Annotated in this window: 19 protein-coding genes; 12 read left to right on the top strand and 7 right to left on the bottom strand. The window is 72.3% G+C overall.

Features of this window, described 5'->3' with window-relative positions; translation table 11 throughout:
- Positions 1 to 10 precede the first annotated feature (10 nt).
- On the bottom strand, positions 11 to 1,219 hold the full coding sequence (locus MYMAC_RS30460; RefSeq protein ID WP_095960610.1) for a glycosyltransferase family 4 protein: 1,209 nt from the start codon (positions 1,217 to 1,219) through the stop codon (positions 11 to 13).
- Between the two features lie 233 nt (positions 1,220 to 1,452).
- Between MYMAC_RS30460 and MYMAC_RS30465 the strand changes: the two genes are divergently transcribed.
- Positions 1,453 to 1,956, top strand: coding sequence for a GNAT family N-acetyltransferase (locus tag MYMAC_RS30465; RefSeq protein WP_095960611.1), 504 nt, complete (start codon positions 1,453 to 1,455; stop codon positions 1,954 to 1,956).
- 81 nt (positions 1,957 to 2,037) lie between these two features.
- Here MYMAC_RS30465 and MYMAC_RS30470 read toward each other — a convergent pair whose 3' ends face one another.
- Positions 2,038 to 2,568 carry a peroxiredoxin gene (locus tag MYMAC_RS30470; protein WP_095960612.1) on the bottom strand — a complete coding sequence of 177 codons (531 nt, stop codon included), beginning with the start codon at positions 2,566 to 2,568 and terminating at the stop codon, positions 2,038 to 2,040.
- Positions 2,569 to 2,616: 48 nt separating this feature from the next.
- The gene (locus tag MYMAC_RS30475) at positions 2,617 to 3,909 is read right to left on the bottom strand and encodes an amidohydrolase family protein (RefSeq protein ID WP_013938038.1); all 1,293 of its coding nucleotides are present in this window, start codon (positions 3,907 to 3,909) and stop codon (positions 2,617 to 2,619) included.
- A gap of 179 nt (positions 3,910 to 4,088) precedes the next feature.
- Here MYMAC_RS30475 and MYMAC_RS30480 point away from each other — a divergent pair, with 179 nt between their 5' ends.
- The 3 genes from MYMAC_RS30480 to MYMAC_RS30490 all read left to right on the top strand — a co-directional run bounded on the left by MYMAC_RS30480 (position 4,089) and on the right by MYMAC_RS30490 (position 8,422).
- On the top strand, positions 4,089 to 6,575 hold the full coding sequence (locus tag MYMAC_RS30480) for a protein kinase domain-containing protein (protein WP_095960613.1): 2,487 nt from the start codon (positions 4,089 to 4,091) through the stop codon (positions 6,573 to 6,575).
- A 155-nt stretch (positions 6,576 to 6,730) separates the two neighbouring features.
- Complete coding sequence (locus tag MYMAC_RS30485) at positions 6,731 to 7,648, top strand: extracellular catalytic domain type 1 short-chain-length polyhydroxyalkanoate depolymerase (protein ID WP_013938036.1); 918 nt, start codon at positions 6,731 to 6,733, stop codon at positions 7,646 to 7,648.
- A 24-nt stretch (positions 7,649 to 7,672) separates the two neighbouring features.
- The gene (locus MYMAC_RS30490; protein ID WP_095960614.1) at positions 7,673 to 8,422 is read left to right on the top strand and encodes a carbohydrate deacetylase; all 750 of its coding nucleotides are present in this window, start codon (positions 7,673 to 7,675) and stop codon (positions 8,420 to 8,422) included.
- Here MYMAC_RS30490 and MYMAC_RS30495 read toward each other — a convergent pair.
- Complete coding sequence (locus MYMAC_RS30495; protein ID WP_095960615.1) at positions 8,406 to 10,304, bottom strand: ATP-binding protein; 1,899 nt, start codon at positions 10,302 to 10,304, stop codon at positions 8,406 to 8,408. The two genes, MYMAC_RS30490 and MYMAC_RS30495, sit on opposite strands and share 17 nt — an antisense overlap.
- A 162-nt stretch (positions 10,305 to 10,466) precedes the next feature.
- On the opposite strand from MYMAC_RS30495, the gene queF reads away from it, so the two are divergent.
- Complete coding sequence (gene queF / locus MYMAC_RS30500; RefSeq protein WP_013938033.1) at positions 10,467 to 10,835, top strand: preQ(1) synthase; 369 nt, start codon at positions 10,467 to 10,469, stop codon at positions 10,833 to 10,835.
- 15 nt (positions 10,836 to 10,850) lie between these two features.
- On the opposite strand, the gene MYMAC_RS30505 is transcribed toward queF, so the two are convergent.
- Positions 10,851 to 11,861 carry a serine/threonine-protein kinase gene (locus MYMAC_RS30505; RefSeq protein WP_013938032.1) on the bottom strand — a complete coding sequence of 337 codons (1,011 nt, stop codon included), beginning with the start codon at positions 11,859 to 11,861 and terminating at the stop codon, positions 10,851 to 10,853.
- Positions 11,862 to 12,019: 158 nt separating this feature from the next.
- On the opposite strand from MYMAC_RS30505, the gene MYMAC_RS30510 reads away from it, so the two are divergent.
- From MYMAC_RS30510 to MYMAC_RS30535, 6 genes are all read left to right on the top strand, one after another.
- On the top strand, positions 12,020 to 12,244 hold the full coding sequence (locus tag MYMAC_RS30510; RefSeq protein ID WP_013938031.1) for a hypothetical protein: 225 nt from the start codon (positions 12,020 to 12,022) through the stop codon (positions 12,242 to 12,244).
- A gap of 69 nt (positions 12,245 to 12,313) precedes the next feature.
- A complete protein-coding gene (locus tag MYMAC_RS30515) occupies positions 12,314 to 13,447 on the top strand; it encodes a phospholipase D-like domain-containing protein (protein ID WP_095960616.1) in 1,134 nt (377 codons plus the stop codon).
- A gap of 48 nt (positions 13,448 to 13,495) precedes the next feature.
- Positions 13,496 to 14,203 carry a hypothetical protein gene (locus MYMAC_RS30520; protein WP_095960617.1) on the top strand — a complete coding sequence of 236 codons (708 nt, stop codon included), beginning with the start codon at positions 13,496 to 13,498 and terminating at the stop codon, positions 14,201 to 14,203.
- A complete protein-coding gene (locus MYMAC_RS30525; RefSeq protein WP_095960618.1) occupies positions 14,200 to 15,102 on the top strand; it encodes a type VI immunity family protein in 903 nt (300 codons plus the stop codon). The genes MYMAC_RS30520 and MYMAC_RS30525 overlap by 4 nt, the downstream gene beginning before the upstream one ends.
- Positions 15,103 to 15,200: 98 nt before the next feature.
- A complete protein-coding gene (locus MYMAC_RS30530) occupies positions 15,201 to 16,718 on the top strand; it encodes a Ppx/GppA phosphatase family protein (protein WP_095960619.1) in 1,518 nt (505 codons plus the stop codon).
- 148 nt (positions 16,719 to 16,866) lie between these two features.
- On the top strand, positions 16,867 to 18,087 hold the full coding sequence (locus tag MYMAC_RS30535) for a zinc-dependent alcohol dehydrogenase (RefSeq protein WP_095960620.1): 1,221 nt from the start codon (positions 16,867 to 16,869) through the stop codon (positions 18,085 to 18,087).
- Positions 18,088 to 18,090: 3 nt separating this feature from the next.
- Here MYMAC_RS30535 and MYMAC_RS30540 read toward each other — a convergent pair whose 3' ends face one another.
- Both MYMAC_RS30540 and MYMAC_RS30545 read right to left on the bottom strand, forming a co-directional pair.
- Positions 18,091 to 19,116 carry an S-adenosylmethionine:tRNA ribosyltransferase-isomerase gene (locus MYMAC_RS30540; protein ID WP_204817037.1) on the bottom strand — a complete coding sequence of 342 codons (1,026 nt, stop codon included), beginning with the start codon at positions 19,114 to 19,116 and terminating at the stop codon, positions 18,091 to 18,093.
- Positions 19,113 to 19,841: an SDR family NAD(P)-dependent oxidoreductase gene (locus tag MYMAC_RS30545; RefSeq protein WP_095960621.1), complete on the bottom strand. Its 729-nt coding sequence runs from the start codon at positions 19,839 to 19,841 to the stop codon at positions 19,113 to 19,115. The genes MYMAC_RS30540 and MYMAC_RS30545 overlap by 4 nt, the downstream gene beginning before the upstream one ends.
- Before the next feature lie 85 nt (positions 19,842 to 19,926).
- Between MYMAC_RS30545 and MYMAC_RS30550 the strand changes: the two genes are divergently transcribed.
- Positions 19,927 to 20,484 carry a helix-turn-helix domain-containing protein gene (locus MYMAC_RS30550; RefSeq protein WP_095960622.1) on the top strand — a complete coding sequence of 186 codons (558 nt, stop codon included), beginning with the start codon at positions 19,927 to 19,929 and terminating at the stop codon, positions 20,482 to 20,484.
- Positions 20,485 to 20,522 lie beyond the last annotated feature (38 nt).

Here is a 20,522-nt window from a genome sequence, read left to right on the forward strand (position 1 = left end):
CCGCGCCCGCTCAGTGCCTGGGGGTGCCCGGGTGCGACAGCGCGTCCTGGGCGCTGGTGAGGCGGGCATAGGCAGAGAGGTAGCGGCTGGCCATCCGCCGGGGCGCGTACGTCAGCGCCCACGCCCGCGCGCGCAGGGCCAGCCGGGTGCGCAGCGCGGCGTCCTCGCGCAGCCGCTCCAGCGTCTCCACCAGGGCGTCCACGTCATCCGGGGGCACGAAGCACGCGGCCCCATCCCCCCACACCTCGCGCAGCGACGGGAGGTCCCCCAGCACCAGCGCGCAGCCGGACAGGGCCGCCTCCAGCGCGGCGAGGCCGAAGGGGGCGTAGCGGGCGGGCAGCGCGAAGATGGAGGCCCGCGCCATCCACTCCGCCAGGGCATGCGGCGCCAGGTGCCCCATCCACTGGAGGTTGCGCGGCTCCGCCTTCCGCTCAGAGGGGTGGCGCGCGTCGCCCACGAGCTTCACCGGCCAGCCCAGGCGCGGCGCGGCGGCCTCCAGCACCGAGACGTTCTTCGCCTCGTCCCAGGGGCTGCCCACGCTGAGGATGAAGGGCTCCCGCTCCGAGCGCGGCGGCGCCCGGTCCGGGCGCCGGGCATGGGGGATGACCTCCGCGGCGGCCAGCGGGCCGTAGTGCGCCTGGAGCGCGGCGAGCAGGTCCCGGCTCGGCGCCACCACCCGGCCCGCCGCGTGGAGCCCCGCGCGGACGGCCTCGCGGTAGCGGGCGTGGCGCTCCGGCGCGTCCTCGCCCTTCACCGCCCGCCACCACGACAGGCGGCACGCGTGGCCCACCACCAGCGGCCGGTGCAGCCACGGCAGCGCCCCGTGCACATAGCCATTGAGGTGCACCACGTCCGGACACACCCGCCGCTCCAGGGCGAGCAGCCACTCGCCCGCGGAGCGGACGTCCTCCCAGGGGTCCTCCATCCACTCCAACCGGAAGCGCCCCTCTTCGACGGCGAGGTTGGGGATGCCACGCGCCTCCGCCCACTGCGCGCTGGAGAGCGGGGCCCCCATGGTCGCCAGCGTCACCTCCACCCCGTGCGGCGCGAGCGCCCGCGTCAGCTCCAGCGCGTAGGTCCACACGTCCCCCACGGCGTCCGCCGTCATCAGCACGCGCCGCACGCTCCGGCCCGACGCGACGTCACGGCCCGACGCAGGCCTGCCCTCGCGGAGCAGGGCGCCGCCATCCAGTCCTTCCTCTTCGCTCGCCATGCGCATCCGCTGACTGTTCATGGTCCCCCCGCCGGGCTCGTGGAGGGCAACGTAGGCCGAGCGCCTTCATGGGAGGATTGCCCCACCGCGCCCCCTCGCTGCACGGCAGCCGATGGAAGTGACGACGAGGCCCCGCCCGGGCCCCTCCCCGCCCGCCCGCCGGACCGGGCAGATACCTGTCGGGACACCCTGGCCGCCGGACGCACGAAGCGTCATCCTGGGAACACGAGAGGCCCTCCATGGAGATTCTCCGAGCGACTCCGTCCGAGCACACGCTGCTTCGAAACCTCTATGCGCTCTACCTCCACGACCTGAGCGAGTTCGGCGTGGAGTACGCGATGGACGAGCAGGGGCGCTGGCGGCCGGACTTCCTGCCCACGTGGCTGGTTCCCGCCCCGGAGGTCCATCCCCTGCTGCTGCGCTGGGAGGGCCGCGTCGTGGGCTTCGCCTTCGTGGGCCAGTCCCCCTTCCCCTACATGACGCCCGGGCGCGACTACCGGATGAGCGAGTTCTTCATCCTCCGAAGCGAGCGGAGAAACGGCCTGGGTCGGCGCGCGGCCTGGGCCGTGTTCGACCACTTCCCCGGCATCTGGGAGCTGTCGCAGCTTCCTCGCAACCGCGCCGCCATCGCCTTCTGGCGGAGCGTCATCGGCGAGTACACGGGCGGCGCCTTCGAGGACACCTTCATCGATGGCTCGCCCGCCCAGGTCTTCGACAGCCGGCGGCGCGCGGCGCCCAGGTAGGGATGCTGGGACGCTGGCGGTGGAGACGCCCCCGGTGGCCACCGAGGTGCCCCGCCAGCACACGGAGGACTCCGCCGAGGGCTACTTCGTGCCCGAGTCCGGCGTCTTCGCGTCCGCGCCGGCCGGCTTGCGCAGCGGACAGGAGACAATGGCGCCGTTCGGGTCGATGGCGTCGTTGCCGGACTCCACCTTCAGAATCTTCCGGTCCTCGCCCACGACGAAGGTGTAGCGCTTCGGCACGGACAGCAGCGGCATCTTCACGTCATAGGCGCCGACGACCTTGCCCTCCGGGTCGGGGATGAACGGAAAGGGCGCCTTCAGGTCGGCCTTGAAGCGCGTCAGCGTCTCCGCGTCATCCATGCTGATGGCCAGCACCTGGCCCTGGGCCTTCTCCACGTCCGCGTACCTGTCCCGATACGCCTTCAGCTCACGGGTACAGCCGCCCGTGAAGGCCTTGGGGAAGAAGGCCAGGATGACGGGCCCCTTCTTCACCATCTCCGACAACGTGTAGACGTTTCCGGCGGAGTCCTTCGCCGTGAAGTCCGGCGCCGTCTCCCCGACCTGGGGGACGGCGCCACTGAAGAGTCCGGCGACGAGCAATGGCACGAGCATGGGCGGGACTAGACAGGCTTCCCGCCCTGGCGGCAAGGCACCCGAGGGCTACTTCTTCGCCGCCTCCGCCATCCGCGCCCACACCGCCGACGCGGCCTCGCGGGCCTGCTCCGCCACCACGGTGGGGCTCACCGACAGCGGCCGGCGCGCCCACATGCGCCACACGCCATCCACCATCACCGCCTCCACATGGCGGCTGCCCAGGCCGAACACCACGTGCCAGGCCAGGTTCTCCGCCGTCAGCGGCGTGGCCGGCAGGTAGTCCAGGATGAGCAGGTCCGCGAGCGCGCCCTCGCGCATGGGCCCCACCGGCGCGTCGAAAATCTGCGACGCCATGCGGTGCCCGTTGGCCAGGTAGCGCAGCACGTCGATGGGCTGCCCCGCCTCTCGCGAGCGCAGGTACGCCGCCTGCGCCTCCGCGAACAGGTCCGCGGACACGCCATCCGCGCCCAGCGTGGCCCTCGCGCCGAACTTCAGCGCCGGCGCGTAGCCCACCTCCAGGCCCTGGTTGGCGCGCGGCGTGTGGACCAGCCACGCCCCCGTGGCAATCACCTGCGCCAGGTCCGCCCAGTCCAGGTGCCCCACGTGCGCGAGCTGGCTCTTGGGCGACAGCAGGCCCGCCTCCAGCAGCCGCGACACCGGCGAGGCCCCGTAGTTCTCATTGGAGAGGCGCTCGTCGAGCGGGTCCTCCGCCAGCGGCAGGTGCAGCCCGCCGTTGCCCAGCGTCTTCAGCGCCTCCGCCAGGCCTTGCAGCGCGTCCGGCCCCAGCGTGAAGCACGGCGCGGCGCCCACCTGCCCCCGGAAGCGCCCCTTCGCCTTCTTCGCGAAGCCGACCGTCTCCTCCAGGCCCTCCTCGCGGCCCAGCGCGCCCTGGCGGTCCGACACCGCGTAGGCCAGCACCCCGCGCACGCCCACCTCGTGGAGCCCACGCGCCAGCCGCGTCAGCGAGCCGGCGATGGCCTTGGGCGACGCGTGCAAATCACACACGGTGGTGGTGCCACACTGGAGCGCCTCCAGGCCACCGGCACAGCCGGCCACCTGCACGGCGTCCAGGTCGAGCGCGTTCTCGTAGGGCCAGGCCACCTGCTCCAGAATCTCCTGGTAGGACTCCAGCGGTGGGCGTGGCATGCCGCGGCCCAGCACCGCATACAGCCGGTGGTGCGCGCTCACCAGCCCCGGGAAGACCAGCTTGCCCGACAGCGCGACGACCTCGTCGTCCGCGCCCGGCGTCAGGTCCGGTCCCCGGGCGACGATTCGCTCTCCTTCAATGCGCAGGTCCACGCGCTCGACCAGCGCCGGCTCCAGTTCGACGACGTAACCACCCTTGAGGACTGTGCCCAACCATCCCTCCGGACGCAGCGCGTGCGTGTGCCTGGGCCACCTCCCGCCAGGCCCATGAAACAAGCCGGACGTTAACATTCCCGCTCCCTCGCGCGAGCGGGCAGGTAGCGGACCCCCACCCGCCGTAATGGCCACAACACTGTGCGCGGACGGCCCCCTACACGTAGACTGCGCGCACTTTGGAGCCGGAGCAGAACCCCAATCAGGTGGGTCGCTACCGACTGTCCGCGCGCATCGCGACAGGCGGCATGGCGGAGGTGTACCTGGGGCGCCGCCTCGACGACGACGGCGGCCGAGGGCCCGCGGTCGCAGTGAAGCGCCTGATGCCACACCTCGCCTCCGACCGGCGCGTGGTGCAGATGTTCCTCAACGAGGCCCGCATCACCGCGCAGGTGCGACACCCCAACGTCGTCACCATCATCGAGCTGGGCATGGAGGGCAGCGAGCCCTTCATCGCCATGGAGCTGCTGGAGGGGCGCTCCTTCGCCGAGCTGCGCCAGGAGGCCGCCGAGCACGGACAACGCGTGCCGCTGGGCATCACCCTGCGCGTGCTGGTGGAGGCCTGCCGGGGGCTCGACGCGGCGCACCGCGCGGTGGACGAGGCCGGCCGGCCGCTGCGCATCGTCCACCGCGACTTCACGCCCGACAACATCCACGTGGGCGTGAATGGCGCGGTGAAGGTCATCGACTTCGGCATCGCCAAGGCGGACGCGCTGGGGTCGGGCACGGAGCCCGGCGTGCTCAAGGGCAAGTTCTTCTACATGTCGCCGGAGATGATTGCCGGCAAGCCGGTGGACCACCGCGCGGACCTGTTCGCCGCGGGCGTCATGCTCTACGAGCAGCTCTGCGGCCGCCGCCCCTTCACCGGCCTCTCCGCCGACGAGGTGCTGGGCCGCATCGCGGAGGGCCGCCCCAGGCCGCCCACCGCCTTCGACCCGTCCGTGCCCACGGCGCTGGAGCTGGTGTGCCTCACCGCGCTGGCCCGGGACCCGGCCGCGCGCTTCGACAGCCTGGAATCGTTCATCGCGGCCATCGAGGCCATTGGCGGCGCCGCGGAGATGGCCACGCCCGAGCAGCTCGCCGCCTACGTGGATTCGCTCTTCCCGCCCGACCGCGACCCCAAGCGGCTGGCCCTGCGGCGCGCGCGGCTCGCGGACCCGTCTCATGGCGGCACGCCGCCACCACACGCCCGTCCCATCCTGAGCGCCATCGACGTGCCGCCCGCGTGGCCCCAGGTCGCCCGCACCACGAACCCCGACGCCGTCACCGTGGCGGGCGCCACGCGGAAGGGGCTCGCGGATACGGCGGCTCCGACGCAGCCGGAGGCAGCGCTCGCCGGGCAACCGGCAGCCGCCCTGGCGCATGGGGAGGCGCATCCGGGAGGAACGCCGGGGATGACCGCTCCGCACGGCGCGGTGGCGCACGGCGGGTCGTACGCGGGCGGCGCTCCGATGGGCGCGGTGGCGCACGGCGCGACGCACACGGGCGGCGCTCCGATGGGAACGAGCCCGCATGGCGCGGTGGCGCACGGCGGGTCGCACGCGGGCGGCGCTCCGATGGGAACGAGCCCGCACGGCGCGGTGGCGCACGGCGCGTCGCACACCGCTGGCGCTCCGATGGGCACGGGCCCGCATGGCGCGTCGCACGCGAGCGCCGCGGCCGCTCCCGCCTCCGAAGACACAGTGCGCCCAGCCGCTGGCGCCGGGGATGAGCCCTCTTCACGCGGGCGACGCTCACGCCTGGTCCCCCTGCTCGCGGGCGTGCTCGCACTGGGCGCGGTGGGCGCGGGCGCGACGTGGCTCCTCATGCGCCCCGCCGCGCCTCCCGCCAGGCGCCTGGCCCAGGCCGAAGCCGCCACCACGCCGGCCGCGAAGGCGGAGGCGTTGGAGGGGCTGGCGTCGGACGACCGGGCGAGCGCGGAGGAGCTGAGCCGGGCCGGTGCGCTGCTCCTGGAAGCCGGCGCGAACACGGAGGCCCTGGCGCTGGCGGATGGCTTCGTGGCGCGCTTCCCCCAGGACATCGAAGGGCACCTCATCGCCGCGCGCGCCGCCACGGAGCTGCGGATGGGCAAGCGGGCCGAGCACGCCATCGAGGAAGCCACCGCGCTGGCCCCCAAGGACCTCCGCCCTCCGCTGGCCCTGGCCGAGCTGCGTGAGCGCCAGGGAGACCTCCCTGGCGCGCTGGCCGCGCTGGCCACGGTGCATGCCCGCAAGCCCGGCTCCGCGGAGGTGACGCCACGCTACGGGTTGCTCCTCTCGCGGAGCGGCCGCCTGGAGGAAGCCGCCAGCGTGCTCTCCGCCTGGACGCGCTCCCACGACGACGCGGCGAGCCTCGCCGAACTCGGCTTCGTGCGCTTCCGCCAGCAGCGCGTGGACGAGGCCGCCTCCCTGCTCAAGCGCGCGATTCGCAAGGCCCCCAAGCTCGCGGTGGCGCACTACTACCTGGGGGCCGTCCTCTTCCGGCAGGGCGACACCGCGGGCGCCGAGCGGGCCTACGTCGAGGCGGACCGGCTCGCACCCGAGGACCCTCGGGCCCTGGCCTCCCGCTGCCAGGTCCACGCCCACACCGGCAACACGGCGGGCGTCGCCGAGGTGAAGCGCTCCCTGGCCGAACGTTTCCCAACGCGCGCGGAGGCCCTGGCCGCCGAGTGCGTCGCGGTGAAATGACGCGAACAGTCCGTGCACCAGGGCCACGGCCCATTAACTTCCAGGCCATGCGCTCTCGCAGCCCTCGCCTCGCCCTCGGGGTCCTGCTCGCCGGTGTCGCGGCGTGCTCGTCCTCGGACACTTCGCGCCGCCCCACGCAGGAGGATGCCGGCAGCGTGCCGCCCACCGGCGAGGAGCCCACGGTGCCGGAGCGCACCGCGTGCACCGGCCTCACCGTGGGGCCCGGCACCTACGACTGGACGGTGGCGCACCAGGGACGCACCCGCCACTACCGCGTCCACGTCCCGCCCGGCTACGACGCCACCCGGCCCACCGCCGCGGTGGTGGCCTTCCACGGCTTCGGCTCCAACGAGCGGGAGATGGAGGGGCTGATGGGCCTGTCCAGGCTGGCCGACACGGAGGGCTTCCTCGCCGTGTACCCGCGGGGCCTCAGCGCCTCCGAGATCAACGACAACGGCACCGACGGCACCAGCCGGGGGTGGAACGGGGGCGCGTGCTGCGGCCCCGCGTGGACCGCCAAGGTGGATGACGTGGGCTTCGTGGACGCGCTGCTGACGGACCTGGACTCGCGCGTGTGCGTGGACACGCGCAGGACGTTCGCCACCGGCTTCTCCAACGGCGGCTTCTTCTCGTACCAACTGGCCTGCCAGCGCGCGAGCCGCTTCGCCGCCATCGCCCCCGTGGCGGGCACGGAGGGCGCCTCCCCGTGCAACCCGTCGCGCCCCGTGCCGGTGCTGCACCTGCACGGCACCGCCGACCCGGTCATCCGCTACCAGGGCGGCAGCAACCTGGGGCCCTTCGGCGGCACCTACCCGTCCGCGGAGGAGTCCGTGCGCCGCTGGGCCGAGCGCAACGGCTGCACGGGCCCCACCGTGGAGACGTACCAGCAGGGCGACAGCACCTGCACCGCCGCCACCGGCTGCAGCCCGGAGTCCGCCACCGCCTCGCTGTGCACGGTGCAGGGCGGCCAGCACACCTGGCCCGGCTTCACGGACTTCAACCACGGCGGCACGCCCCACCTGGACGCCACGCTCGAAGCATGGAAGTTCTTCCAGACCCGTCCCCGGCCCTGAGCCCACCGCGAGGAGCACCCCGCCATGCCGTCACGCGCCCTCATCATCAACGCCGATGACCTGGGCTACGACCCGGGCGTCACGCGCGGCATCCTCCGCGCCATGCGGGAGGGCGTCGTCTCGTCGGCCACCTTCATGGTGAACACACCCTTCTCCGAGGCCGCCGCCCGCGAGGCCCGGGGCCTCTCCATCGGCCTGCACCTCAACCTCGCCCGGGGCACGCCGGTGTGGCGCGGCTTCCCGCGCGAGCTGCTCGGCGAGGATGGCGGCTTCGTGGAGGCCCGCGCGGGCAGCCTGCCGGCGGACGTGGTGGAGGCGGAGGCCTTCGCCCAGCTCGCGCGGCTCGCGGGCCTGCTGGGCCAGCCGGCCACCCACGTGGACGTGCACAAGCACCTGCACCTTCACGCGGGCGTCCTGGAGGGTCTGGCCCGGGCCGCGAGGAGCGTGGGTGTGCCGGTGCGCTCCATCAACCCGGAGATGCGGCGCGCGCTGCAAGCCCAGGGTGTGGCCACCAACGCGCACTTCGTGGGGGACGCGGGCGCGGAGGCCTACTGGACGCTGGAGCGCTTCGCGTCGGAGCTCGCCGCCCTGCCCGCGGACGGCGTCATCGAGCTGATGTGCCACCCGGGCTACCGGCCGGAGACGCTGAAGAGCGGCTACGCGGCCCAGCGCGAGGTCGAGCTGGAGACCTTCCTCCACCCCCAGGCCCGTGAAGTGTTGGCCCGGACGGGCATCGTCCCGGTGGACTTCCGCGTCCTCAGCTCCGCGAGCTGAGCAGCTCCAACGGCGCCTCGGCCGTGGGGCGCCGCTCCACGGCGAGCGCGTTGCGGACCCGCGCCACCAGGTCCTCGGGCCGGTAGGGGCGCGTACACAGCGACGTGCTCTCCTGGGCCCACCAGGGCCGCTCGTCGCCGGCCAGCAGGATGGGCACGGGCCGCGCGCGCGGCAGCGTGGCGAAGGTCTCCAGGAAGACGCCCGTCTGTCCCTGGGTGGCGCTGGTGGACAGGACGATGAGGTCCACCGGCAGGTGCGTGGCCCGCCGCAGCGCCTCGGCGCCGTCGCGCGCGGTGAGCACCTCGAAGCCCTCGGAGAGCAGCACCCGCTCCGCCGCGGCCTCCTGCGTCTGGTCCTCGTCCAGCAGCAACAGCCGGTGGGGCAGCCGCTTCACGTCGTGCGGCGCCATGCGCGGCAGGCTCAGCGAGAAGGTGCTCCCCTTCCCCTCCGCGCTGCGCATCGTCAGCCCGCCGCCGTGGAGCCGGGCGATGGAGTGGCTGATGAAGAGGCCCAGGCCCAATCCGCCGAAGTTGCGGTGCGACACGTTGCGCGCCCGGTAGAAGCGCTGGAACACCTGCGACTGGTCCGCGCCCGGGATGCCGATGCCGTGGTCCTGGACGTGGATGCGCGCCTCGCCCTGGTTGCGCTCCACCGTCACCACGATGGGCTCCTCCGACGCGCTGTACTTGTGCGCGTTCTCCAGCAGGTTCACCAGCACCTGCTCCAGCCTGTCCCTGTCTCCGCGCACCCAGACGCGCTCGCGGGGCACCTCCACGGCGAAGGGCCGCTCGAAGGCCGCGCGGAAGTGGTCCACCACCTCCGCCACCAACTGCCCCACCTCCAGCGGCGCCAGGTCCAGGGCCAGCCGCCCCGCGTCCAGGCGAGACGCGTCCAGCAGGTCATCCACCAGCCCCACCAGCCGGTCCACCTGCCGCTTCGACTTGAGCACCGTGGCCAGCTCCACCGGCTGGCCCGACGCCAGGCGCCGCTCCATGGTGAAGAGGCCCAGCTTCAGCGGGGTGAGCGGCGTCTTCAGCTCGTGGCTGGCGATGGAGATGAACTCCTCGCGCACCTGGAGCGCCGCCTTGGCCTCGCGCAAGAGGCGCGCGTTCTCCACCGCCACCGCGAGCTGGTTGGCCGCGGCGCTCCACAGGTCCAGCTCCCGCACGGAGAAGGACGTGCCCTGCTCCTTGTAGAGCAGCAGCAGGCCCACCGTCCGGCGCGGCGCGCACAGCGGCACCGCGGCGAAGATGGAGCCCATGGCGTCCCCATAGCCCCGCTGGATGCCGAGCTGCGCCTGGCGCAGCGCCAGCGCCTGCCGGAACGGGTCCGACTGGGCGTCGAACACGGCCTCGGGCGCCTCCGAGCCGGCCAGGTCCGACACCGCCACCCGGCGCAGGGCGCCACCCTCCTCCTCGCAGAGGTACACCTCGGCGCGGCGCACGTGCGCGCAGCGGACCAGGGCCACCACGGCGGCGGCGCAGACGCTGTCCACCTCCAGCGACTCCCCCACCGAGCGGGCAATCTCCTGCACCGCCTGGGAGAAGGCGCCCTCGTCGTCCACGCCGGACGGCTCCACCACCAGCCAGGCGCCCGCCGCCTCGCCCGCCGCGGCGGGCTTCACCTGCACCCGGACCTGCCGCAGCCCCCGGGTGATGACGTGGCCGGTGTGGGGCGCGCCGTCCCGGATGGCGCGCTCCAGGACGTCCAGGCTCCGGGTGCGCTCCAGCGCGTCGCGCAGGTCTCCGCCGGCGTGCAGGGCCACGCCCGTCTTGAGGGCGAATCCTTCCTCGCACCACTGCACGCGCAGGTCCGCGCCCACGCGAACCAGCGCCAGCGGCAGGCACGAGAATGCATCTTCGACGTCAGCAGGAAGCGGCATGTGCTCGGGCAGGGGGAAGGGACGTCCCTTGATTATGAGCCCCCGCCCGAGCGGCAACCGGGGCTCCCCCTGGATTCACCCCCACTGGACGCCAGGCGCGTTGGCAGGCGGACATCGAAGGGAGGGATGACACGCGGCGTTGGTGTGGTAGACGACAGCGCCATGCCCTCGCAGCCGTCCAAGGAACTGCAGACCTTCCCCAACCCCGCCGCCGACCGCGACTACGAAATCGCGTTCGACGTGCCGGAGTTCACCTGCCTCTGCCCGCTCACCGGTCAGCCTGACTTCGCACGGTTCAAGATCACCTACGTGCCGGACCAGACCTGCATCGAGCTCAAGAGCCTCAAGCTCTACATGTGGGCGTACCGCAATGAGGGGGCCTTCCACGAGAAGGTCACCAACACCATCGCGGACGACATCATCAAGGCCATCCAGCCGCGCAAGCTCACCGTGGTGGGCGACTTCTTCGTGCGCGGCGGCATCGGCACCATCGTCACCGTCACGCACGACAAGTCGAAGCAGCAGGGCTGAGCCGCGCCCCGGGCTTCAGCGGGTGAGCTGCTCCACCAGCGGCGCCCACTGGGCCTGGGTGAAGTAGAGCCCGGTGCCCGCCGCCGTCATCAGCGCCACGGCGGCGGCCAGCCACTTCAGCTTCCCGCCCTGGCGGGTGCGCCCCGTGTCGAACACCTCCACCGCCGCGTCCAGCTCGTGCGGCCGCATGAGCTGCTGGGCCTCCGTCTCCGTCAGCTTCTGCCGGTGGCGCAGGAAGGCCACCATCAGGGCCGCGTGGGACACCTGCACCTCCTGCGCGAGGAAGACGTCCAGCTCGCGGCGCATGGCGGCGGCGTCCGGGTAGCGGGCGTCCGGCTTCACCTCCATGGCGCGCTGGATGATGCGCGCCAGCGGCGGAGGGACGTTGGGCGCCACCTTGGCGAGCGGCGTGTACTTGCCGTCGCGAATCTTCGCGAACACCTCGCCCGCCGTCTTGCCGTGGAAGGGGCGCGCGCCGGAGAGGGCCTCGTAGAGCAGCACGCCCAGGGAGAAGAGGTCGGTGCGGCCATCCACCGGCACGCCCGTCACCTGCTCCGGGGACATGTACGACGGCGTCCCCACCGCCATGCCCTGCTGGGTGAGCGCCTCCAGGCCCACGTCCTTGGCGATGCCGAAGTCCATCAGCTTCACCTCGCCGGACTTGGTGAGCATGACGTTGGCGGGCTTGAGGTCGCGGTGGATGATGTGGCGGAAGTGTGCGTGGTCCAGCGCGCTGGCGATGCGCGCGGCGATGACGCCGGTGACGTCCGCCGGCAGCGGGCCTTCCTTGATGAGCGTGTGGAGCGTGGGGCCGTCCACCAGCTCCATCACCATGAAGAGGCTCTCCCCCTTCTCCACCATGTCATACAGCGTGACGATGTTCTGGTGGCGGAAGGCCGCGAGCGCGAGCGCCTCGCGCCGGAACCGAGACAAGGTCTCCCGGTCACGCTGGCCATCCGGGAGCAGCTCCTTGATGGCGACCTCGCGCTGCAACATCTCGTGCAGGCCCCGGTACACCAGGGCCATGCCACCACGTCCCAGCTCTCCGAGTACGCGGTAGGCACCAATCTTCCGATGACGAACGGGCTTCGCGGCAGGGGGCACGGCGCGCAGGCTATCGAAGCAGACGCACAGCGTCGATGGGGGGATGTGGCCGCGCGCCGCCTCGCCGGGTCCGAGCCATCATGCCCTGGCCCCGCACGCTGAAAGCCCACCTCCTCCTCCCCGTCCTCGCGCTCTTCACCTTCGGTGGCTGCTTCCACCATCACCACTACGACTCGCGTCCGCCCAAGTCGAAGAAGTCCAAGATGAGCAGCAAAAAGCGCTGCCACCCGAGCCACTACTGGGACGGCACGGAGTGCAAGCACAAGGGCAAGGGCAAGGGGGCCCGGAAACACGACGGGCGCTGAGGGCCGCCCCCCGTGTCACGGTGAGGCTGTGCCGTGGAGACGCCGGGAGCGGTAGGGTGGAGGGCGCCCATGCGCGCCGAAGCCTCGCTGCCACCGTTGACCGCCCCGGGTCTCCGCCCTCCCCTCAATGAGGTCCGCGAGGAGCGCTTCACCCTGCTCGACGGTGGGACGGAGGCGTACCCGCGGATGCTGGAGGCCATCGCCTCCGCGCGGGTGCGGGTGCACCTGGAGGTCTACACCTTCGAGCGGGAAGGCATTGGCGCGCGGTTCCTCGACGCGCTGGTGGCGGCGGCGCGGCGGGGCGTCGCGGTGAAGGTGGTGGTGGACGGCTGGGGCAGCATCGGCGCCAGCCGGCACCTCACGCAGGCGCTGAGGGCCGCGGGGGCGAAGGTGCGCGTGTACAACCCGCTCACCTCGCTGTGCACCGGCCGCTCCTGGCGCAACCACCGGAAGATCCTCCTTGTCGATGACACGGTGGCGTTCCTGGGTGGCATCAACATCGGGGACGCCTACGCGGCGAATGGCGACGAGCCCGGCTGGGCGGACCTGGCGCTGGAGCTGCGAGGGGACATCTGCCGGCAGCTCGGGGCCACGCTGCACGCGGGGGCCTCCGCGCTGGAGTCGGGCGCGGTGCGGCTGTTCCTGTCCGGCTTCTCGGGAGGGCACAAGCTGCGCAAGCGGTACCTCCAGGCGATTGACGGCGCGGCGCACGAGGTGGTGCTGGCGCACGCGTACTTCCTGCCGGACAAGGGCTTCATGCGGGCGCTCAAGCGCGCGTCGCGGCGGGGCGTGACGGTGCGGCTGATGCTGGCCGGTCGCAGCGACGTGGTGTTCGCGCGCGCGGCGACGATGCGGCTGTACCGCGACTTCCTGCGCGCCGGGGTGAGCATCCACGAGTGGACCGCGTCCACGCTGCACGCCAAGGCGGCGCTGGTGGATGGACGGAAGCTGCTGGTGGGCAGCTTCAACCTGGACCCCTTGTCCCTGGTGAACCTGGAGACGCTGGTGGAGGTGGAGGAGCCCGGCGTCGCGGCGCAGGCGCAGCGGTGGCTGGACAAGCACCTGCGCGGCTCGCGGCGGGTGTACCTGGAGGACTGCGCGCGCTCGGGGCTCCAGCAGTGGCTGCTGGACATCGTGGGGCTGGCCGTCGCCCGCTTCGCGGAGCGCTTCGCCAGCTTCATGGGGCGGCGGCGCAAGCGGTAGCGTGTCCCCATGGGTGCGCGTCCACGCTGGGCGTGCACGGGAGGGGACATGCCGCGACGCACGTGGAGGGTGCTGCTGGTCAGTGGCGCGGTCGACGGTTGCGCGGCGCGCCCGGAGCGCTATGGGTTCGATTCGGCGACCAGCGCGTGCCGGCGGAACCCGGCGGCGTGCGCTCGGATGGCGGGCGAGGAGGCCGTCCTTCCTGGCTCCCGGGCCATGCGGGTGGCGGCGTCCATTGGCACCGCCGGGGACGCGGCGCTGCGGGTGCTTCGGGCTGAAGAGCGGGATGCCCTCGAGGAGGCCTTGTCACGATGTGCCGAGGACGCCCGGTCCACGGTCCTGCTCGAACGCTTCCATGGCCGGAACCCCATGCCGGCGGAGTGCAGGGAAGTCGTGGACCGGGATGCCCACGGTCAGCCCATCACCTGGGCCATGAAGCTGGGCATCGAGATGCACCGGATGGCGCTGGACTGCGCCCGGCAGGAACTGAGCCAGCAACGCCCTGGAGGGTTCAGCCTGGAGCCGAGGTACCACCGCAATCCGCGAACCCAGGCCTGGGAGCCCCTGAGCAACAAGGAGGCACAGGCGCTCGTCGTGTACGACTTCAAGTTCCCCTGCCTGGGAGATGATCCGTCGAAGTGGCGGGTCTACCCCAGGGGACACCCGCATACGGGCCGAACGCAGAAGTTCATGTACGAACAGGCGGTGAGTGCGCCAGCCTTTCGCATCATCCCCCGGTGGGGAGTCTTGCCATGACCGAGCACTACCCTCGCCTTCGCGTCCATGCCCGCAACGGGCGCCTCATCGTTCGGGAAGGCCTGCACATCTGCTTCTACATGCGTCAGCCACATGCCGCCGTGGCCCCGCATGTCCTGCGCGCCCTGGAGATTTTTCACGAAGCGGCAGGCGCCAACGCCTTCGGCCGATACGCCGATTCCGAGGGGGACTGGCACATCCTGGATGCCTCGGGCTGGCAGCACGTCCGCGACGAACTCCAGGCCGACGACTGGGCCGTGGTCCGTCTCCAGAGCGCTCCTCACGAGGAATCACTCCACGCCTTCGAGTATCACGGGAAGGACCTCGAGGCCGTGGCCGAGGAGTCCCCAGGCGCAGTCACCGCGCTGGGGTTCTGGTTGCCCACCGAACGGCTGGAGGAATGGGGTCCACAACGCGTTCGTGAGCTCGCGCTCAACCTGGCGCAGCCCCTGCCCTTCTGTGCCGGACATGCGGGCCTCTCCTTCAACGGGGAACTCGACCTCGTGGGCGTCGAACAACAGACCAAGGCATGGCGCTTCCGCTACCCCGGACTCGACATCATCGACCTGCACGGGCTCTCCTGGAAGCTGGGCACACGGCTCCGAGGCCCTTCGTGGCTCACCTTCCTGGGCCAGCCAGTGCTGGGTGAACTGAACGGAGCCATGGCCCTCCAGTCCCGCCTGAGCGCGGCGGGCACCACGGTGCAGGCCCTGGATGAAGGCCGCGCGGTCGTCACGCTCGGGGAACGGCCCGAAGCCGGGGATACGGACCAGGGCAACCGACTCCCCGCCTATCGCGAGCTGGCCCGTGTGCTGGAGCCGTGGACGTACCGCGAGGAGCACCTCCGCGGCTTGGGGGCGGAAGCCCGGCGCCGCTGGGAGCGCCGCTTCCTCGACTGATACGGGTCTGTCGCATGGTGAAGCGGGGGACCGGCCTGTCGATGCGGTTCCCGCTGCGATTACCGCCCGGGCCCCGTACACTCCGGCCAGAAACGCACATGCCCCCTCGCCGCCCCCCCCAGCCTGTCCTCGCCGCCATTGACGTGGGCACCAACGCCGTCCGCCTGGAGCTGGCGCGGCCAGACGCCGACGGCGCGCTCGAAACCATGCACCAGGAGCGCGACGCCATCCGCCCTGGAGAGGGCGTCTTCGCCACCGGCTCCATGCCAGAGGAGACGGCCGAGCGCCTGCTGGCCACGCTGCGCCGCTACTCCGCGCTCTGCCGCCGCCACAAGGCCCAGGTGCGCGCGGTAGCCACCAGCGCCCTGCGTGAGGCCAAGAACAGCGCGGAAATCGTCCGCCGCGTGCGCGAGGAGGCCGGCCTCAACCTGGAGGTCGTCAGCGGCAAGGAGGAGGCCCGCCTCATCTGCCTGGGCGTGCTCCACCGCAAGCCGCCCCACACGCGCTCGCTCCTCATCGACATTGGCGGCGGCAGCACGGAGGTCGCCACCGCCACCGGCGAGAAGCCCGACAACCTCTGGAGCCTCGCGCTCGGCTCCGTGCGCCTCACCGAGGTCTTCGACGCCTCGCGCACCGTGCCCCCCAAGCAACTGCGCCTCATGCGCAGCTTCGTCACGGACGTGCTGCAGAAGACGCTGCCGCCCACCGTGCCCAACGTCCCCCGGGTGGCGCTCGGCTCGTCCGGCACCATCAGCGCCGTGGTGTCCTTCGCCGCCGCGGAGAGCAGCGGCAACGCCACCGTCCGCCAGCTCACCCAGACGGTGGACACCCTGGCGCAGATGCCCCCCGAGCGCCGCCGCAAGCGCTTCGACCCGCGCCGCGCCGACATCATCGTCTCCGGCGCCGTCATCCTGGAGGCCGTGGCGAAGTACCTGGGCGTCGAGTCCGTCAGCGTCGTCAACCGCGGCCTGCGCGACGGCATCCTCGTGGACCTGCTCTACAAGCAGGACGAGCACCGCGACGACCACAGCCTCGCGGACGCCGCCTTCGCCATGGGCAAGCGCTTCTTCTTCGACGAGAAGCACGCCCGCCAGGTGGCCCGGCTGTCGCTCGCCCTGTTCGACAACCTGGCCGCCCTGCACCAGCTCCCGCTGTCCGTCCGCCCCTATCTGGAGGTCGCCGCCCTCCTCCACGACGTGGGCCACGCCGTCAGCTACGAGCGGCACCACAAGCACACGTACTACCTCATCCGCCACGCCGACCTGCCGGGCCTGGCGGACCGTGAGCGTGAAATCGTGGCGCGCATCGCCCGCTACCACCGGCGCAGCCCGCCGGAGCTGGCCCACTCCGGCATGGCGGGCCTCAACCCGACCGAGGCACGGACGGTGCGCAAGCTGGCCACCCTGCTGCGCGTGGCCAACTCGCTGGACGTCAGCCACCACCAGCCCATCAAGGACTTCAAGGCCACCAATGGCCGCGAGGGCGTGGCGCTGCACCTGCACACCCGGCACCCGGTGGACCTGGAGCTGTGGAACGCGGACCGCGAGGTCCTGAACTTCCGCCGCGTCTTCGGCAAGCGGCTCACCTTCCACGTGCACCACACCTCCGGCCGCTGAGGCCTCGCTCCCCTGCCCGTCCGGCGGAAGAGGGGGCGCCGCGCGCTTTGCCCTCACCCGGGCCGATGCCCAGCCTCCAAGTCACGCGGGTCTGCGTCCGCGCAGGCCCTTTTCGTCTTGGGGCCCCGAGGGGGCAGGAGCGCGCGCTATGAAGGCTGTCGTTTTCCATGGGATTGGGGACATCCGGCTCGACGACGTGGCGGAGCCCAGAATCGAGAAGCCGACGGATGCCATCGTCCGCCTGACGGCGAGCGCCATCTGCGGCACCGACCTCCACATGATTCGCGGCACCATGCCGGGCATGAAGCCGGGCACCATCCTGGGCCACGAGGGCGTGGGCGTCATCGAGGCGCTGGGTGACGACGTCCGCAACCTCAACGTGGGCGACCGGGTGGTCATCCCGTCCACCATCGCCTGCGGCAACTGCTCGTACTGCCGCGCCGGGTACCACGCGCAGTGCAACGAAGCGAACCCCAACGGCCCCAGCGCGGGCACGGCCTTCTTCGGCGGCCCCCAGCAGACGGGGCCCTTCCACGGCATGCAGGCGGAGAAGGTGCGGGTGCCCTTCGCGAACGTGGGCCTGGTGCGGATTCCGGATGGCGTCAGCGACGAGCAGGCCATCCTCATCTCCGACATCTTCCCCACCGGCTACATGGGCGCGGAGCTGGCGGAAATCAAACCCGGTGACACCGTGGCGGTGTTCGGCTGCGGCCCCGTGGGCCTCTTCGCCATCGTCAGCGCGAAGCTCCTGGGCGCCGGCCGCGTCTTCGCCATCGACTGCCACGAGGACCGCCTGGACCTGGCGCGGGCCCAGGGCGCGGAGGTCATCAACTTCGACGAGGAGGACCCGCTCGAGACGCTCAAGCGCCTCACCCACGGCATCGGCGTGGACCGCGCCATCGACGCGGTGGGCGTGGACGCCATGCACCCGCACCACGGCCCCGGGGCGAAGAAGGCCCACGAGGAGAAGGCCGAGTTCAAACGCGAGGTGAAGGAGGCCGCGCCCAAGACGAACCCCAAGGGTGACAACTGGGTCCCCGGCGACGCGCCCGCGCAGGCCCTGATGTGGGCCGTGGAGGGCCTGGCCAAGGCGGGCACCCTGTCCATCATCGGCGTCTACCCGCAGCAGGTGCGCACGTTCCCCATTGGCATGGCGATGAACAAGAACCTCACGATGAAGATGGGAAACTGCAACCACCGCAAGTACATCCCCAAGCTGCTGGAGCTGGTGCGCACCGGCGTGGTGGACCCCACGGCCATCCTGTCCCACGTGGAGCCCATGGGCAGCGCCATTGACGCGTACCGCAACTTCGACGTGCGCAAGCCCGGCTGGGTGAAGGTGGAGCTGGAGAACACGCAGCTCCAGTAGGCCTCACGCATCCAGCAGCAGGCACGAGTCGCCGAACTCGTGCCCCAGGTAGCCGCGCGCCTCCGCGTGCGCGGCCACCTCCTGGAGCAGGGGCAGCGGCGCGAAGGCCTGGAGCAGCGCATGGTGGCTGCTGCCGGGCTCGTGCACGCCGGTGAGCAGCCCGTGCACCAGGCGCGGGACGAAGCCCGGCCCCAACAGCAGGTCCGTCACCTCCTCTCCCGCCACCAGCCAGCCGCCGTGCTGCGCCGCGCGGCCCTCCAGGGCCCGCACCACGGTGGTGCCCACCGCCACCACCCGCCCGCCCAAGGCCCGCGTGTGCAGCACGGCCTCCACCGTGGCGGCGGGGAGGTCGGAGCGCTCCGGCCGGGGCAGCGCCGCGTCCAGCGCCGCGTCTCCCGTGGAGGACAGCCCCGCCGCGTGGGTGAGCGACGCCAGCCGCACGCCCCGCCGGCGCAGCGCCAGCAGCACGCTCCACGTGAGCGGCAGGCCCGCGGACGGCGGCTCCACGGACCAGGGCCGCGCGCCATAGGCCGTCTGCACGTGCCACAGCGACAACGGCGCCTCCGTGTACGCGTACTGCACCGGGCGCCCGCTCCGGTAGAGCCCGGACCAGAGCGCCGCTCCCGTCGCGTCGAAGGCCACGCGCAGCAGGCGGGGGGACGGCGGCAGCACCGCCACCACCCGGGCCTTCAGCCCGCCCACCATGAGCTCCGCACCCTCGGACACCGCGGGCGGCGGTGGCCGGTCCTCCGTGCGCCGCCGCCAGTCCCCCGCGCCGAACAGCACCACCGTCCAGGTGCCGTCCGGCTCGCGAGACAGCAGGCGCAGCTCGATGCGCTCGCCCGACGCCGTCCTCCCCCACAGGGACGCGGGCAGGGTGGCGGCGTCGTTCACCACCAGCAGGTCCCCGTCGCGCAGCAGCGACGGGAGGTCCGCCACGCGCGCGTCGTGGAAGCGGCGGGCGCGCGGCTCGACATGAAGCAGGCGGCCCTCGTCGGGGCGGTCCGCAGGCCAGCGCGCGGGCTTCATGCGGCCTCCAGCTTCGCCGCCTCCAGGCGGGTCCCCGAGGGCACGGACTCCGCCTGCCACGCCACCCAGTCCACGAGCCGGGCCGCCACCGCCTCCGGCCGGCTCAATTGGGAGTAGTCCGCGTCCGGCACCGCGTCCCGGTACATCCGCGTGTCCATCTCCCCCGGGTCCACGGAGAAGAAGCGCACCCCGGTGCCCTCCAGCTCCGCGGCCCAGACGCGGCCCAGGTGCTCCAGCGCCGCCTTCGACACGCCATAGGCGCCCCAGCGGGGATAGGCCGACACCGCCGCGTCCGAGGTGATGCTCACCACCAGCCCCCTGCCCCGCACCGCCATGTTCCCCGCCACGGCCTTGGTGAGGCGGAAGGGGCCCACCACGTTGACCTCCAGCACGCGCTGCAGGTCCTCGCAGGCCGTGTCCAGCAGCAGCGGCAGCGGCGTGGGGCCCAGCGTGCTCGCGTTGTGGACCAGCACGTCCAGCGGGCCCACCAGCGCCGTCGCGGCGCCCACCAGCGGGTAGATGGCCTCCTTGTCTCCCACGTCGTAGGTCAGCGCGTGGGCGTCCAGGCCTTCCCAGCGCAGCGCCTCCGCCACGGCCTCCATCTCCGCGGCGTGGCGCGCCACGCCCACCACGCGCGCGCCCCGGCGGGCGAAGCCATTCATCAGCGCCAGGCCCAGCCCCCGGCTGGCGCCCGTAATCAGGATGCTCTTGTCGATGCGAACCATGCGTGTGTCCTCCTTGCGTCTGGAGATACACCTCGCTCGCTATTCCATTGGCGCCTGGGCCAAGGGCTTGGCAGATTGCCAATCCATGAACGACGATGACCTGCCCGGCAGGCTGGCCCGCAACATCCGCTCCCTGCGCGAGACGCGAGGCGCCACGCAGGCGCAGTTGTCCCGGCTGGCGGGCGTGCCTCGCGCCACCTGGGCCCACCTGGAGTCGGGCGCGGCCAATCCGACGCTGTCCGTGCTGCACCGCGTGGCCGCCGCGCTCCAGGTGTCGCTGGAGGAGCTGATCGCGAAGCCTCGCGCCAGCGCCCGGCACTACCCCCGCACCACCCTGCCCGTCCGGGTGCGCGGCGGCGGCATGCTGCGCAAGCTGCTGCCGGACCCGCTGCCCGGCATGGAGTTCGACCGGGTGGAGCTGCCGCCTCAGGTGCGCGTCACCGGCGTTCCGCACACACCCGGCACGCGGGAGTACCTGGCGTGTGAGACAGGGGAGCTGGTGCTCGTGGCCAGCGGGGAGCGCTTCCTCCTCCAGCCCGGCGACGTCGTCGTCTTCCGCGGGGACCAGAAGCACTCCTACGAGAATCCTGGAGCACGGACGGCCGTGGGTTACTCGGTCGTCCTGCTGGCGCCTTCGATATGAGCACGCCGGAAGCGCCGGCCGGGGGAGGTACACTGGGG

It is taken from the genome of Corallococcus macrosporus DSM 14697 (assembly GCF_002305895.1).
Taxonomy (GTDB): domain Bacteria; phylum Myxococcota; class Myxococcia; order Myxococcales; family Myxococcaceae; genus Myxococcus; species Myxococcus macrosporus.

Coding starts and splice junctions, on each gene's coding strand:
- MYMAC_RS30460 (WP_095960610.1), bottom strand. CDS start 1,219: ATGCGCATGGCGAGCGAAGAGGAAGGACTGGATGGCGGCGCCCTGCTC.
- MYMAC_RS30465 (WP_095960611.1), top strand. CDS start 1,453: ATGGAGATTCTCCGAGCGACTCCGTCCGAGCACACGCTGCTTCGAAAC.
- MYMAC_RS30470 (WP_095960612.1), bottom strand. CDS start 2,568: ATGCTCGTGCCATTGCTCGTCGCCGGACTCTTCAGTGGCGCCGTCCCC.
- MYMAC_RS30490 (WP_095960614.1), top strand. CDS start 7,673: ATGCCGTCACGCGCCCTCATCATCAACGCCGATGACCTGGGCTACGAC.
- MYMAC_RS30495 (WP_095960615.1), bottom strand. CDS start 10,304: ATGCCGCTTCCTGCTGACGTCGAAGATGCATTCTCGTGCCTGCCGCTG.
- queF (WP_013938033.1), top strand. CDS start 10,467: ATGCCCTCGCAGCCGTCCAAGGAACTGCAGACCTTCCCCAACCCCGCC.
- MYMAC_RS30505 (WP_013938032.1), bottom strand. CDS start 11,861: ATGGCCCTGGTGTACCGGGGCCTGCACGAGATGTTGCAGCGCGAGGTC.
- MYMAC_RS30510 (WP_013938031.1), top strand. CDS start 12,020: ATGCCCTGGCCCCGCACGCTGAAAGCCCACCTCCTCCTCCCCGTCCTC.
- MYMAC_RS30515 (WP_095960616.1), top strand. CDS start 12,314: ATGCGCGCCGAAGCCTCGCTGCCACCGTTGACCGCCCCGGGTCTCCGC.
- MYMAC_RS30520 (WP_095960617.1), top strand. CDS start 13,496: ATGCCGCGACGCACGTGGAGGGTGCTGCTGGTCAGTGGCGCGGTCGAC.
- MYMAC_RS30525 (WP_095960618.1), top strand. CDS start 14,200: ATGACCGAGCACTACCCTCGCCTTCGCGTCCATGCCCGCAACGGGCGC.
- MYMAC_RS30530 (WP_095960619.1), top strand. CDS start 15,201: ATGCCCCCTCGCCGCCCCCCCCAGCCTGTCCTCGCCGCCATTGACGTG.
- MYMAC_RS30535 (WP_095960620.1), top strand. CDS start 16,867: ATGAAGGCTGTCGTTTTCCATGGGATTGGGGACATCCGGCTCGACGAC.
- MYMAC_RS30540 (WP_204817037.1), bottom strand. CDS start 19,116: ATGAAGCCCGCGCGCTGGCCTGCGGACCGCCCCGACGAGGGCCGCCTG.
- MYMAC_RS30545 (WP_095960621.1), bottom strand. CDS start 19,841: ATGGTTCGCATCGACAAGAGCATCCTGATTACGGGCGCCAGCCGGGGG.
- MYMAC_RS30550 (WP_095960622.1), top strand. CDS start 19,927: ATGAACGACGATGACCTGCCCGGCAGGCTGGCCCGCAACATCCGCTCC.